Origin of the sequence: Collinsella aerofaciens, from assembly GCF_015558785.1 — a bacterium.
Lineage (GTDB): Bacteria > Actinomycetota > Coriobacteriia > Coriobacteriales > Coriobacteriaceae > Collinsella > Collinsella aerofaciens_P.
Genome location: NZ_JADMOP010000005.1, coordinates 93,443 through 107,439, shown reverse-complemented (window position 1 = coordinate 107,439; position 13,997 = coordinate 93,443). Strand labels below are relative to the sequence as shown.

The following is a 13,997-nucleotide window of genomic DNA, read 5'->3' as shown; positions in this document are numbered from 1 at the left end:
GAAAACTAAAACCGCAGATAGAACCCTTGTGCAAAATCCATGTGCTCGCGACATCGCAAAAAGTCTACTCACTTAGCTGGCAACTGCACCAAACGGCCGGGCAGAACGCCCATTTCCTGCATTTTCTTGCCTGCAAACGCATCGATGCGCCGCTACGCCATAATAGTTGGCGGACAAACGCGAGAGAAAGCAACCACATGGCACAGACCACGACAGATACCGCCGCCAGCACCGTTTCCGGCGCCGGCGCCGCCAGCTCATTCTCGGGCGGCACGGGAACCGAAGCCGAGTTTGGCTCGCTCGGCGCGCTCTCCCCCACCTGGTGGGAGCCCGAGGACGGCAGTGAGCCCGAACCGTGGCTCACGCCCGACCAAGCCTTCGAACGCTTCTTTGAATGGACGAGCGATCGCGGCATTGAGCTGTGGGATCACCAAGAAGAGGCCCTCATGGACCTGGCTGCCGGCGACCACGTCATTTTGGGAACACCGACCGGATCGGGTAAATCGCTCGTCGCGCTGGGCATGCTCTTTATGGGCATGGCACAGGGCAAGCGCTGCTACTACACGGCCCCCATCAAGGCCCTGGTCAGCGAAAAGTTCTTCGACCTGGTACAGGTACTCGGCCGCGATAACGTCGGCATGATCACCGGCGATACGCATATCAATACCAAGGCGCCCGTCATCTGCTGCACGGCCGAAATCCTTGCCAACGATGCGCTGCGCGAAGGCGAGGACGCCGACGTGGGCTGCGTGGCCATGGACGAGTTCCACTACTTTGCCGACCCCGACCGCGGCTGGGCCTGGCAGGTACCGCTGCTCACCCTGCCCCACACGCAATTTATGCTCATGAGCGCCACGCTCGGCGATGTCACCGCCATCGCCGCCTCACTCGAGGAACACACCGGCGCTGCTTGCGACTTGGTTGTCGACGCCCCTCGTCCTGTTCCGTTGAGCTACGACTATGTGACGACCTCCCTCGAGGGCACGGTCGAGCTCGCCATGCGCCGCGGCGAGGCCCCGCTCTATATCGTGCACTTTAGCCAGGATGCCGCCCTTGCGACGGCACAGTCGCTCGCCAATTTTGGCATCGCCAGCAAGGAGCAGCGCGAGGCCATCAAAGAAGCGGCAAAGGGAACGAGCTTCTCGACGGCCTTTGGTAAGATTCTCAAACGCCTGCTTGGATGCGGCGTCGGCGTGCACCACGCCGGTATGCTGCCGCGCTATCGCCTCCTGGTCGAACGCCTGGCGCAGCAGGGCCTACTGCCCGTCATTTGCGGCACCGACACACTCGGCGTCGGTATCAACGTGCCCATCCACACCGTGGTTCTCACTGCGCTCACCAAGTTCGACGGCTACAAGATGCGTCGCCTGCGCGCCCGCGAGTTCCATCAGATAGCCGGCCGCGCCGGCCGTTCGGGCTTCGATACCGAGGGCATGGTCATCGCCGAGGCCCCGGAGCACGAGATCGAGAACGCCAAGCTCATGGCCAAGGCGGGCGACGACCCCAAGAAGCTCCGCAAGATTAAAAAGAAGAAGGCCCCCGAGGGCTTTGTCACCTGGAACAAGCAGACCTTTGAGCGCCTGATCGAGACGCAGCCCGAAACGCTCAAGCCGCGCCTGCGCATCACACACTCCATGGTGATTAGCGTGGTCGAGCAGGGCGGCGATGCCCGAGCCCGCGTACACGACCTCATCGAGACGAGCCTGCAGACTCCCGAGGAAAAGGCCAAGCTCGAGGTTCGCGCCGACGAAATCTTCGCCACACTCATCGATTCCGGCGTCGTCGTTCGCACCGAGGTGCCGCCCGCGCCCGACGCTCCGGCTGACGCCGCGCCGGACATCGACTACGCGCTGACGGTCGATCTGCCCGAGGACTTCGCACTCGATCAGCCGCTCTCGCCGTTCTTGCTTGCCGCGTTGGAGCTGCTCGACCCCGAGAGCGAGACCTATACCATGGATCTGATCTCGATGGTCGAGGCAACGCTCGAGGATCCCAAGCAGGTGCTGCGCGCACAGGAGCGCGCCGCGCGCGACCGCGCGATGGCCGAAATGAAGGCTGACGGCGTCGAGTATGAGGAGCGCTTGGAGCGCATTCAGGACGTCACGTACGAAAAGCCGCTCGAGGATTTGCTCGACGCCGCCTTTGACAAGTACTGCCAGGAAGTGCCCTGGGCAAACGACTACCAGCTCTCGCCCAAGAGCGTCCTGCGCGATATGCTGGAAAGCGCGAGCGATTTTAAGGGCTACATTCAAAAGCTCGGCATCGCCCGCTCCGAGGGCATTTTGCTGCGCTACCTAGCAGAGGCCTATCGTTCGCTCGACCGCACCGTGCCCATCGAGAAGCGCGACGAGCGCCTGCGCGACATTATCTCGTGGCTGGGCTTTGTGGTGCGCTCGGTGGACTCGAGCCTGGTGGACGAGTGGGAGAACGCCGGCAACCCGGCAGCCCTCGATGCTGCGCCGCCGCAGGGCATCGACGAGGTCGTGGCGGACCGTCGCGGCTGCACGCTATTGGTGCGCAACGCGCTCTTCCGCCGCGTGACCCTTGCCGCCCGCGAGCACGTTCGCGACCTGGGCGAACTCGACGACGACTGGGGCATGAGCGAGATCCGCTGGCAAAAAGCACTCGACGCTTACCACGAGCAGCACGAGGAAATCCTCACCGACGGAGATGCTCGCAGCGCCGCGATGTTTTCCATCGACGAGTCCGACGAGAAGACCGCGCACGTATGGCACGTGCACCAGATCTTTGCCGACGAGGATGGCGACCACGACTTTGGCATTATGGGCGATGTCGATCTGGACGCCACACAAGACGGTGGCGAGGTCATTTTCAAAAACTACCGCGTGGGCTTTATCGAGAACTTGCTCGAGGACTAGCCGAACATACTGGAACGAAACGAAGCGGGGCCGCTGGCAACATCGCTAGCGGCCCCGCTTTTGCACTATACGTTATGCCTTACTCGGCATCCTCGACCTCATACGAATCCGCCTCGGCCGGCTCATCGTTTGTCTCTGACGCAGCCCCACGCGCCTCGTCAAACGCCGCCTTCATGGTCTTGTTGCCCCACGTGAGCTTGCGAATGGTAAGATCGTCGGCCTTCTTGTTGGCTAGGCGCAGATTGTTCTCGGAGGACAGCAACGCCTCCTTGGTTTTCTGCAGATGGCTAATCGTCTTGTCGATCTCATCGATTGCCGTTTGGAACTTGCGGCTCGCGATCTCGTAGTTGCGGCCGAAATCGTTCTTGAACTTCTCCATCTTGGCTTCGAAGTTCGTGACGTCGATATTCTGCTGTTTGTACTCCGCCAGCTCCTGCTTATAGCGCAACGAACCCATGGCAGCGTTGCGAAGGAGCGTGATCATGGGAATGAAAAACTGCGGACGGATCACGTACATCTTCTCGTAGCGATAGCTCACGTCGACTATCCCTGCGTTATAGAGCTCGCTCTCGGGCTCGAGCAGCGTGCAGAGCACCGCATACTCACAGCCTTTCTGGCGACGATCGTGATCGAGTTTCTTAAAGAAGTCCTCGTTTTTATGCTTGGTCGCGGTCTCGTCGTTCTCGTTTTTCATCTCGAACATAATCGAAATGACCTCGTTACCGCTCGCGTCGCGCTCGCGGAAGATAAAGTCGCCCTTGGTACCCTCGGACGCATCGTTATCTTTCTCGAAGTACGCGTTGGGAAACGCCGTCATGCGCAGACGGTTGAACTCGGTCTCGCAGTGCTGCTCGAGCGACTCGCCCACCATCTTGGTGGACAGACGGACCTTCATGTCCTTAAGGCGCTCAATCTCTTCATCCTTGTAGCGAATCAGGTCATCGCTCGCGCGCTTGGCCTGCGCAAGCTCCAGCTCGTGTGCCGCCTTGGCTTGCTCCTCGCGAGAATCGCGCACCGCCAGCTCGCTCGTCAGCTTGGCACGTGCCTCATCGCGCTCTCGCTCCGCCGCGGCGACCGCCTCTGACAGGTTCATTTTTGCCATCAGTTCCTGCTCGCGCAACTGGGCACGCAGCCCCTCGGCCTCTTGCTCGGACTGAGCCTTTGCGGCGGAAAACTTCTCTTGCACCTTCGCGCGATAGTCAGTAAGCGCGCGCTCGGCCTCGCTGCGAGCGGCATCGAGCTCACGCTGCGACTCGGCCGCGGCTGCGGCGAGCGCCATCTCCTGGGCCTTGTCCGCCGCGGAGAGCTTTGCCTGCAATTCGGCAATCTGCGCATCGCGTGCGGCCAAATCGTTTTGAGCGGCATTGCGCGCCGCCGACTCGACAAGCTTGGCTTCGTCATCCTTGCGCCCCAGCTGCGCACGCAAATTGTCGATCTCGCGCTGAAGCTCGGCATTCTCCTTTTGAGCGTCGGCACGGGCCTCAACCGCCGCGCGCTGGCTTGCACTCTCGCGCTCTGCGGCAGCGCCCTCGAGCTTAGCGCGCAGCTCGGCAAGCTCAGCATCGCGCTTGGCAACCTCTTGCGCCAGTTTCTGATCCGCAGTGTTCTTCTGCTCGACAAGCTGGGCATTGCGCTGAGACTCTGCCTGTTGCAAGGCAGCCGTCGAACGCGAGCGCTCAAGCTCCAGCGCCTGCTCACCCTCACGCTGGACTGCCTTCACACGCTCATCCAGGTCGCGCGAGAACTCGGCATCGCGCACCTGCTTGACGATATCCGCATAGCCGGATGCATCGACCTTAAAAACTACGCCGCAATGCGGGCACTTGATCTCGTTCATAGCAGCTCCTCGATGGACGCAAATATCAACCGGCTACACTCTACCGCGCCGCGCGGACAAAAAAGGCGCCGCCGCCATAATGGCAACGGCGCCAGAGCCACCACAAAGGTGCCTGTCCCCTTTGTGGTGGCTCTGGCGCCCTATAACCCAAAGAAGCTAAGAATCTGATCGCGGCTTACGGGCTTGTACTCGTTGGCATCGAGACCGACATCGTAGCGAAAGATAGGGCGCTCGCGATCGCGGTTGCGTGCGTTGGCGCGGTCACCTCTGCTGTGGATATGCCCATGCAGCATAATGGCGCCACGTGCCTTGCCGTTCCAGCTGAGCATGGGGTAGTGGCTCATAACCAGACGATGGCCCTTGGCATAGCCGGGAGCAATCTCCAGGTAATCGCGCACGTCTTCCCAAATCCGCGGTACGTCGGAATCTTCCCAGTCGCCGTCATGGTTACCGCGGATGAGCGTCACGTTCTGGCATTCGATACGCTCGCGCAGGCGCACCGCCTCCGCCAGGGGCAAACGATAGGTAAAGTCACCCAGAATATAGAGGCGGTCGTCCGCAGCCACGCACTCATTGATGGCATCGATGACCTTGCGGTTCATCTCCTCGACCGAGCCAAACGGCCGGTCCATGTCGTGCAAGATATTCGTATCGCCCAGGTGCAAGTCGGCGGTAAACCACATCATCGTCTGTGTCCTCATTTCGCAACGTGTTCAACTCGTGCTAAGTATACAGACGCAGCGATGCGGCGGTTATCCAAAGAGCCCGCCGAACAGTCCGCGGCGGCGTTTGTCTTGCTTTTTCGAAGCGTCACTCTGAGTTTTCTTGTCCTGCCGTTTCTTACGATCCTGCTCCAACTCATCGTCGTCGAGTAGCAGATCCCACTCAAACGGATCGTCTGTCAGATCGAACTGGTCGTCGTCATCAAACATGGCCGCCTCCATTGCCGACTAGCGGGCATCCACCACATAGAGGCCAACGCGCACCTGGTGCCACGGGCTGCGCTCGGGGGCAACCTGTTGCACGCGGGCCTCAAATACGTCCTCGTGGCCGTAATACATCATCAAGGACAGCGGGCCGACCTCGTTTCCCGGAACGTAGCCAAGTTTGGTCTTGCCATAGTAGATCGCAACTGCCTCGGGGTCATGGGGATTATCGCGCTCGGCACACAGCGTCAGCTTATCGCCCGCTTTAAGATCGCCCAGGACCAAGGCGCCATCGGCATACTGAAATCCTGCAATGTGAAATGACAGAAGAACACGTGAAGGCTCGTACATAGCAGCTCCTCTAACGGCCGGATAAACCGGTGTGTAACCTTATTGAGAAGTCTACGGTCCCGCGCGGACACAAATACATCCTGTCTGCGTCCTTCAATCGTTTGCCTCAACGCTTGCGCGACAGAACGCTTGCAGATAAGATAGGAACACGGATGGCACCCGTTGCCGCGGGTCTTGCCAACTCCGATACACGTTTTCATCGTGAGAAGTGGCCGTCTTCGCTTACGCGGGGGCGGCTATTTCATTCGGCCGATAAACAGACCGAGTTCGATAGCCGCAATCAACAACGCCAATAACGAAATAACATCGCTTACGTTCATACCAAATCCCTTCTAAAGGGAGTTGGCCCATCCGTGCTCCATAACAGTAGTCTAACGCAAAATGCAGGTAATAGGAACACTTGTTCGTATTACCTGCGCCCTTTTCTAATGCACAAACATGCGCACGAACTTGTGCTTCCAGCTTGCGTAGGGCGCATACCGAAACGGCACGTCCAGCCAAGTTGCCTTGTTCACGATGCTCTTCTTGTGGCTAAACGTATCGAAGCTCTCGCGTCCATGGTACTGCCCCATACCGCTCGCGCCCATGCCGCCAAAGCCCATATGGCTCGTAGCCAAGTGCATGATCGTGTCGTTGACACAGCCGCCGCCAAAGGGCACGTAGCGCACAAAGCGTTGCTGAACCGAACGGTCCTGGCTAAAGATATACAGGGCCAGCGGCGTCGGACGATCCGTAATAAACGTCTCGGCCTCGTCTAGGCTCTCAAACGTCAGCACCGGCAAGATGGGACCGAAGATCTCCTCCTGCATCACGGCGTCATCGGGGGTCACGCCGTCTAGGATCGTCGGCTCAATCTTGAGCGACGACTCGCGCGCCGTGCCTCCCAGCACGACCTTATCGGGATCGATCAGCCCGCGCACGCGCGCAAAATGCTTGGCGTTGACGATATGCCCGTAGTCCTCGTTATCGAGCGGATGCTCGCCAAACATACGGCGGGCCTCTTCCCTGATGAGGTCCAGCAGCTCGTCGTGCACGCGCGCATCGACCAGCAGGTAGTCGGGCGCCACGCAGGTCTGCCCCACGTTGAGCCATTTACCAAAGGCGATACGCCGCGCCGCAACCTTCAAGTTTGCCGTCGCATCCACGATGCAGGGGCTCTTGCCGCCCAGCTCAAGCGTCACGGGCGTGAGGTTTTTACTCGCGCGCTCCATGACGAGCTTGCCGACCGGAACGCTACCGGTAAAGAAGATCTTGTCCCAGCACTCATCGAGCAACGCTTCGTTCTCGGCGCGCCCGCCCTCGACAACCGTCACCAGGCGCGGATCAAATGCCTCTTCACAGATTTGCTTGAGCACCGCGCTCGATGCCGGAGCATAGGCACTCGGCTTGATGACCACGGTATTGCCCGCGGCAAGGGCGCCGGCGAGCGGCTCGAGTGTTAGCAAAAACGGGTAGTTCCACGGAGCCATGATGAGCGTGACGCCATAGGGCACGGCTTGCGTTTTGCACGCGCTCACGGCGTTGGCAAGGTCACACGGACGCAGGCGCGGACGACTCCATCGAGCCACGTGAGCGATCTGATGACGAATCTCGGAAAGCGACGTGCCGATCTCGCACATATATGCCTCGTCATGCGACTTTCCCAAATCGGTCTTGAGTGCATGGGCAATATCGGCCTCGTGCGCCCGTACCGCATCGCGTAAACTCACGAGCGCGCGACGTCGGGCATCAACATCAAACGTAGCGTGCGTTTTAAAGTAAGTGCGCTGATCGCCGACGATGCGCGCAATTTCCTCGGTGTTCATGGCACCCTCCTAGTTCTCGTCCTCAAACATACCACCCGCGACGACCTCGTACATACGCTCGAGCTCCACGCGGTCCATCAAAAGCGGAACGGGGTACAGCGGATTGGCCTCGGCATCGGCATGCGCCGCCATCTCGGGAATGTCGGAGCGGCGAATGCCCGAGACATATTTGGGGATTCCCAGGATCTCGTTCATGCGGTCGACCCAATCGAAAAAGGCCTCGGCCGCAAGACTATCCTGCGCGGTAGCCGGCGCAATGCCCGCCATGCGAGCAAGATCGGCAAGCTTGGGGGCGGCGGCGTCACCATAAGCGCGAAGCATGTGCGGCAGGATGATCGCGTTGGCCAAACCGTGCGGAATTCCGTATCGGCCGCCCAGACTGTGCGCGATGGCATGCACATATCCGACATAGGAGCGGGTAAACGCAACGCCCGCCTTATACGCCGCCGAAAGCATATTGCGACGAGCGCGCATGTCGTCACCATGCTCATAGGCCTCGAGCAAATTGTCGTGGATAAGCTGCACCGCCTGTCGCGCCATCTTGCGCGTATAGGGCGTGGTGCTTCGCCCGATAAAGGCCTCAACGGCATGCGTCAGGGCGTCCATGCCCGTCTGCCCCGTAATGGAAGCGGGCAAGCCGCACGTAAACTCGGGGTCGTGGACTGCAAAACGCGGGATGAGCACAAAGTCGTTAATGGGGTATTTGTAGTGCGTCCCGTCATCGGTAATTACCGCCGCAAGCGTGACTTCGCTTCCCGTACCGGCGGTAGTGGGAACGGCGATGAGCAGCGGCAGGCGACGATGAATCCGCAGCAGGCCGCGCATCTTGTTGATGGGCTTGTTTGGCTGCGCAATGCGTGCGCCCACGCCCTTGGCACAGTCCATGGCCGAGCCACCGCCAAAGCCGATAATGGCCTGGCAGGCGCTCTCTCGATACAGGGACGCCGCTTCTTCCACGTTTGAAACCGTGGGGTTTGCACGCGTTTCGGCATAGACCGTAACGCCAATCCCCCTGGATGCGAGCGCCGTCTCGAGCGGTGCCGTGAGCCCCAGACGGGCAATGCCGGGATCCGTCACGATAAGGACCTTCTGGATCGAGCGCTTTTGAAGCACCGCGGGCACATCCTCGGCATGCTCTAAAATGCGCGGCTCGGTATAGGGCAGGATCGGCAATGCAATGCGAAAAACCGTCTGATATGTTCGGCACCAGGCACGACGGGCTAGATGCATAAAGGAAACTCCTTCATTTGTTGATAGGTCAACATTTGCTCGCCCGATTGTACTCAGCGGCGGTCAAAGACGGCCTGCCAATCGTTAATCAATCAACATCTTTATAGCTCGAAATTGTTTTATTAAAAATCATTCCTAATAGGCTTCACATTTGGTTGCATTTATGGATAATAGAACTCGTCAAGACGCACGTCCGGAGAGGGCCCTTACGGGACCGGACGAGCGCACAATCGCCATCGATCGAAAGGATCGAATCATGAAGTTTGTTTGCCCCGTTTGCGGTTATGTGGAAGAGTTCGACGGCGACCAACTGCCCGAGGACTTCAAGTGCCCCCAGTGCGGCGTTCCCGGTTCTCGTTTCCTGAAGCAGGAGGAGGGTCAGCTCGAGTGGGCTGCCGAGCACGTCGTGGGCGTCGCCAAGATGGAGGGCGTCTCCGAGGACATCGTTGCCGACCTGCGCGCCAACTTTGAGGGCGAGTGCTCCGAGGTCGGTATGTACCTGGCCATGGCTCGCGTCGCTCATCGCGAGGGCTATCCCGAGATCGGCCTGTACTGGGAGAAGGCTGCCCACGAGGAGGCCGAGCATGCCGCCAAGTTCGCTGAGCTCCTGGGCGAGGTCGTGACCGACTCCACCAAGAAGAACCTCGAGATGCGCGTTGAGGCTGAGAACGGCGCCACCGCCGGCAAGACCGATCTTGCCAAGCGCGCCAAGGCCGCTGGCCTCGATGCCATCCACGACACCGTGCACGAGATGGCTCGCGACGAGGCCCGCCACGGCAAGGCTTTCGCCGGCCTGCTCAAGCGCTACTTTGGCTAAGCCAACCGCCTGAGACATAACCTCAAGCTCGATGAGGCCCGGACCGTATTGGTTCGGGCCTTTTTCGTGCCTCATGAACTTGTTAACGCCCTGAAATAGGACCGCCTTCGGCATCGGCTTCTCGTCAAAAACTAAGTGAGTAGACTTTTTGGAACTTGCCGAGCACGCCATCCATATTGCTTTATAAAGCCGCAGGTAAATGACTTGTTGCAAAACGGCTTGGTCGCCAAAGTGCCAAAAGTCTACTCACTTAGAACCGCAGCCGTCCACGATCGAGCCATTTTGTGTCTAGCGGGCATCTTTCCGTCGATTACTCCCAATTTTGTCCAGTCAATGAATAGTTCAGACCGGAGTAATGCCTCAGCCCTTTGCTCATCCGAGCTTTTATCACGATATTCAGCATCGAGCATCCTGCATACGGCCTTAACGATCGCGCGGAATCTATCCTCATCCGATATCTGTCTGTGTGTAAGGAGAAGCACATCGTAGCCCATGGCCTGAAGGGCCGTCATGCGGTCAGCGTCACGCAAGCCATCCCCTGCGCGTCCGTGCGAGGCCTTTCCCTGACATTCAATGGCCACCTGTCGCCTACCGTCCGGCGAAGAAAGAAGTAGGTCGATATATACACGGGACTTTCCCACAATCGCTCGAGCACTTGTGCTTAACGTCACTTCGACATTGAGCTCTATGCCGCAAAACCCTTCGCCTCCCAGGGCTCGCGGCAGTCCAAGCAACAAAAACGCCTCGACCTCAAAAGGCGACGCGGCACCCAATGGAACGAGTTGCGATACCGCCATAAATCTATTGCCGTAACGCATCCCGCAAACATCTGAACAAAAACGGTCAAGGTCTCCGCCCAAAACCAAAGCGTCTCGACGCCATAAATTTGAGGCGATGCCGTCCTCGGACGGGCAGCGCACCCAACCGAACGTTGTCGAAATCGCGCCCGAATCAATTGCACGCGAAAGCTCCGCCTCAAGTGCCGCCGGCAGGGCACACACCGCAAACAAGCCACACATCTCCGCCAATACCAAAAGAAGCTGAAGATCCGTCAGATGCCGCGACATGATGAATGTCGTCAGTAGAGGAGATGTAACCAAAAACCCATGCTCCGTTTCCAGCACGGATTCCCTGGGGAGCTCACCAAGAAACAGCCGCTGCCTGATACTGGCAGGACAAGTCCGCTTGTTTCTCGTCCGGACCAATGTATACAACGGAAAGCCGAGCACAACCGCAGCCGTCGGGTTACGGGCAAGGTCATATCGCTGCCGGTCTTCTTCCGGCCGTGGAAGCGGCGGACACAAAGCGCGGACTTGAGGAGGCAAACGCCAGTACCTAAAAGCCGATATGTCACAAAGTAGATCCTTCATAGGCACAGGAAAACACGAATTTCAACCCAGTCAGTCACGTATTGGCGCGAACGCACCAAAAATGGCGCCGAACGGACTGCCAAGTTTTCAACAGCACTCCCCAACTGGCCAAAAGCTTGCCGAGAGCTGGACGAAGCCCTGTTGAAAACCCCATTTTTTCTCATGCAGGAGCTTTGCGCGGCAAGTGAGTAGACTTTTTTGAACATCCCGAGCAGGCCGGTCATCCTGCTTTTCAAAACCGCAGGTAGATAGCTTGTTACAAAACTGCCTGGTCGCCAAAGTGCTAAAAGTCTACTCACTTAGGTTGCAGAGTGCCCCCCATTAGCTGCAATTCCAAGCTAGTTAGCACTTTTGGACTCAGATCGTCATACTGAACAAGAATTTGAGTTGAGTTTTCAGGGACAGATGCGCCATCGGCACACCAAAAACAGTCACCAATATCGATAAAAGGGATGCTCGAGCGCGTGAGGGCCCGTGCAAAAGTGCTTCCGCCCGTTCCACGCTCCGCAACCACGATACAGTAAAGGCCCGCGTCTGCATGCTCGATCGAGACTTCCCCTGCCGGAAACGCCTTCCGCACAAGCGCCGCCAGGCCATCGCGCGCCTCGCGAGCGCGCACGCGCACGCGGTTCACATGTCGCTCGTAATCACCCGATTCCAGCAAACGAGCCAAAGCGACCTGGTCAACAGAGCTAACCGACGAGGCGTAAAAACCAAGGTTGCGCCTAAACCGCTCCATTAGCTCATCGGGCAACACCATGTACGCTAGACGCAACGCCGATGACAGGCTCTTCGAAAACGTGTTGGTGTAAATAACCGACTGGGCGGCATCGATCGATGCGAGCGCAGGAATCGGCTTGCCAGCAAGGCGAAACTCACAATCAAAGTCATCTTCGATGAGATACCGACCTGGTCGCTCGGCGGCCCAGCTCAGAAGCGCATAGCGACGCGCAATGCTCGTCACAAGGCCGGTCGGATACTGATGGGACGGCATCAGGTGAAGGACATCGGTCCCGCTTTTCTGCAGAGTGCTCAAGTCCACGCCCTCATCATCCAACGGGATATGTCGAACTTGGCAGCCCATAGCCTGATAGATACGCGTCAGACGCAAATAGCCCGGATCCTCAACCGCATACACCTTGTCCGCGCCAAGCAACTGAACCAACATGGTATCGAGCAGCTGGGCGCCCGCACCGATAACGATGTTGTTGGGGTCGACATTCATACCCCTTGTCCCGTGCAGATGGTGAGCAATTGCGCGTCGCAGCCGAGCAGTGCCCTGCGCCGGTGCGGGCGAAAAGATTTCGCGCTCGTCTTCGGATGCCAGCGTCGCCCGTAGCGCGCTTCGCCAAAGCCGCGCCGCCTCCAAAGCAGAAGGAGAAAGCGCATCGAATCGCTCGACCTGTCCGTTGACATCATGCACGCTGGGGCCCACAGAGACGGCATCTCGGTCGATGCCCTCCGCAGCCGAAGCCAAAACCGGTGCATCCGGAAGCTCGCAAGCGTAGTAGCCACGACGTGGTATTGAGCAAATATAGCCCTCAGCGAGTAACTGGCTATATGCATTCTCGATGGTAATAACACTGATTCCCAGATGACTGGCAAAGGCGCGCTTAGACGGCAAATGCTCCCCCGCCACAATGCGTCCAGCTACGATATCATCTCGAATTTGCTGGTAAACATACTCATAGAGCGATGCTTCGCCGCGTTTTTCCAAATTGTAGTCAAGCATGAGCCTATCACCTGACCTTATTAAGTCATTCAATCTGGTATTAGTCTGACCTTGTAATTATCTCGAAAACTGAGTATTTTGTCATACCCAGCTCCCCGATAGGATGTTCCGTCAAGCAATGCACATGCCAACCAAGGGAGCAACCATGGCAGAACAGAACAGCAAGGCCGACCGCGTCAAACTCAATCGCGAGCTCGCGCAGATGCTCAAGGGCGGCGTCATCATGGACGTTACCACGCCCGAGCAGGCACGCATCGCCGAGGAGGCAGGCGCCTGCGCCGTCATGGCCCTCGAGCGCATCCCGGCCGACATCCGTGCCGCAGGCGGCGTCTCGCGCATGAGCGACCCCAAGATGATCAAGGGCATCCAGGAGGCCGTCTCCATCCCCGTCATGGCCAAGTGCCGCATCGGTCACATCGTCGAGGCGCAGGTCCTGCAGGCCATCGAGATCGACTACATCGATGAGTCCGAGGTTCTCTCCCCTGCCGATGACGTCTATCACATCGACAAGACCCAGTTTGACGTGCCGTTTGTCTGCGGCGCCCGTGATCTGGGCGAGGCGCTGCGCCGTGTTGCCGAAGGCGCCACGATGATTCGCACCAAGGGTGAGCCGGGTACGGGCGACGTCGTTCAGGCCGTGCGTCACATGCGCAAGATCCAAAAGCAGATCCGTGACGTTGTTGCCCTGCGCAACGACGAGCTCTTTGAGGCAGCCAAGCAACTGCAGGTTCCGGTCGAGCTGGTGCGCGAGGTCCATGCCACGGGTAAGCTTCCCGTCGTGAACTTTGCCGCCGGCGGCGTAGCGACCCCCGCCGACGCCGCGCTGATGATGCAGCTGGGCGCCGAAGGCGTGTTTGTCGGCTCGGGCATCTTTAAGAGCGGCGACCCCGCCAAGCGCGCAGCCGCCATCGTCAAGGCCGTGGCAAACTTCACCGATGCCAAGCTCATTGCCGAGCTTTCAGAGGACCTGGGCGAGGCCATGGTGGGCATCAACGCCGACGAGATCGAGATTATCATGGAAGAGCGCGGGCGCTAGTCCAGCAGAAAGGA

Annotated in this window: 11 protein-coding genes; 3 read left to right on the top strand and 8 right to left on the bottom strand. The window is 58.9% G+C overall.

Going from position 1 to position 13,997, the window contains the following annotated elements; genetic code table 11:
- Positions 1–197: 197 nt before the first annotated feature.
- Positions 198–2,879, top strand: coding sequence for a DEAD/DEAH box helicase (locus I2G40_RS04035; RefSeq protein ID WP_195544265.1), 2,682 nt, complete (start codon positions 198–200; stop codon positions 2,877–2,879).
- Between the two features lie 79 nt (positions 2,880–2,958).
- Here the strand turns inward: I2G40_RS04035 and I2G40_RS04030 are convergent, their stop codons facing one another.
- The 6 genes from I2G40_RS04030 to I2G40_RS04005 all read right to left on the bottom strand — a co-directional run bounded on the left by I2G40_RS04030 (position 2,959) and on the right by I2G40_RS04005 (position 9,028).
- Positions 2,959–4,716 carry a DUF2130 domain-containing protein gene (locus I2G40_RS04030; protein ID WP_195544264.1) on the bottom strand — a complete coding sequence of 586 codons (1,758 nt, stop codon included), beginning with the start codon at positions 4,714–4,716 and terminating at the stop codon, positions 2,959–2,961.
- Between the two features lie 140 nt (positions 4,717–4,856).
- On the bottom strand, positions 4,857–5,402 hold the full coding sequence (locus I2G40_RS04025) for a metallophosphoesterase (protein ID WP_229090643.1): 546 nt from the start codon (positions 5,400–5,402) through the stop codon (positions 4,857–4,859).
- A 66-nt stretch (positions 5,403–5,468) separates the two neighbouring features.
- Positions 5,469–5,648 (bottom strand): hypothetical protein, encoded by a 180-nt coding sequence (locus I2G40_RS04020; protein WP_195544263.1) that lies wholly within the window; start codon positions 5,646–5,648, stop codon positions 5,469–5,471.
- 18 nt (positions 5,649–5,666) lie between these two features.
- Entirely contained in the window at positions 5,667–5,993 is a 327-nt protein-coding gene (locus tag I2G40_RS04015) for an HIRAN domain-containing protein (RefSeq protein ID WP_035137041.1), read from the bottom strand.
- 425 nt (positions 5,994–6,418) lie between these two features.
- Positions 6,419–7,798 carry an aldehyde dehydrogenase gene (locus I2G40_RS04010; RefSeq protein ID WP_138111901.1) on the bottom strand — a complete coding sequence of 460 codons (1,380 nt, stop codon included), beginning with the start codon at positions 7,796–7,798 and terminating at the stop codon, positions 6,419–6,421.
- Positions 7,799–7,807: 9 nt separating this feature from the next.
- The gene (locus I2G40_RS04005) at positions 7,808–9,028 is read right to left on the bottom strand and encodes an iron-containing alcohol dehydrogenase (protein WP_195544262.1); all 1,221 of its coding nucleotides are present in this window, start codon (positions 9,026–9,028) and stop codon (positions 7,808–7,810) included.
- 256 nt (positions 9,029–9,284) lie between these two features.
- On the opposite strand from I2G40_RS04005, the gene I2G40_RS04000 reads away from it, so the two are divergent.
- On the top strand, positions 9,285–9,845 hold the full coding sequence (locus tag I2G40_RS04000) for a ferritin family protein (RefSeq protein ID WP_022094328.1): 561 nt from the start codon (positions 9,285–9,287) through the stop codon (positions 9,843–9,845).
- A gap of 242 nt (positions 9,846–10,087) precedes the next feature.
- Here I2G40_RS04000 and I2G40_RS03995 read toward each other — a convergent pair whose 3' ends face one another.
- The gene (locus I2G40_RS03995; RefSeq protein ID WP_195544261.1) at positions 10,088–10,969 is read right to left on the bottom strand and encodes a hypothetical protein; all 882 of its coding nucleotides are present in this window, start codon (positions 10,967–10,969) and stop codon (positions 10,088–10,090) included.
- A gap of 541 nt (positions 10,970–11,510) precedes the next feature.
- Positions 11,511–12,947, bottom strand: coding sequence for a MocR-like pyridoxine biosynthesis transcription factor PdxR (gene pdxR, locus I2G40_RS03990; protein ID WP_195544260.1), 1,437 nt, complete (start codon positions 12,945–12,947; stop codon positions 11,511–11,513).
- Between the two features lie 145 nt (positions 12,948–13,092).
- On the opposite strand from pdxR, the gene pdxS reads away from it, so the two are divergent.
- The gene (pdxS, locus tag I2G40_RS03985) at positions 13,093–13,983 is read left to right on the top strand and encodes a pyridoxal 5'-phosphate synthase lyase subunit PdxS (protein WP_035137036.1); all 891 of its coding nucleotides are present in this window, start codon (positions 13,093–13,095) and stop codon (positions 13,981–13,983) included.
- Positions 13,984–13,997: the final 14 nt, after the last annotated feature.

Bases quoted from the DNA above. Each gene is read 5' to 3' on its own strand.
- I2G40_RS04035 (WP_195544265.1), top strand. From the start codon at position 198: ATGGCACAGACCACGACAGATACCGCCGCCAGCACCGTTTCCGGCGCC.
- I2G40_RS04030 (WP_195544264.1), bottom strand. From the start codon at position 4,716: ATGAACGAGATCAAGTGCCCGCATTGCGGCGTAGTTTTTAAGGTCGAT.
- I2G40_RS04025 (WP_229090643.1), bottom strand. From the start codon at position 5,402: ATGATGTGGTTTACCGCCGACTTGCACCTGGGCGATACGAATATCTTG.
- I2G40_RS04020 (WP_195544263.1), bottom strand. From the start codon at position 5,648: ATGTTTGATGACGACGACCAGTTCGATCTGACAGACGATCCGTTTGAG.
- I2G40_RS04015 (WP_035137041.1), bottom strand. From the start codon at position 5,993: ATGTACGAGCCTTCACGTGTTCTTCTGTCATTTCACATTGCAGGATTT.
- I2G40_RS04010 (WP_138111901.1), bottom strand. From the start codon at position 7,798: ATGAACACCGAGGAAATTGCGCGCATCGTCGGCGATCAGCGCACTTAC.
- I2G40_RS04005 (WP_195544262.1), bottom strand. From the start codon at position 9,028: ATGCATCTAGCCCGTCGTGCCTGGTGCCGAACATATCAGACGGTTTTT.
- I2G40_RS04000 (WP_022094328.1), top strand. From the start codon at position 9,285: ATGAAGTTTGTTTGCCCCGTTTGCGGTTATGTGGAAGAGTTCGACGGC.
- pdxR (WP_195544260.1), bottom strand. From the start codon at position 12,947: ATGCTTGACTACAATTTGGAAAAACGCGGCGAAGCATCGCTCTATGAG.
- pdxS (WP_035137036.1), top strand. From the start codon at position 13,093: ATGGCAGAACAGAACAGCAAGGCCGACCGCGTCAAACTCAATCGCGAG.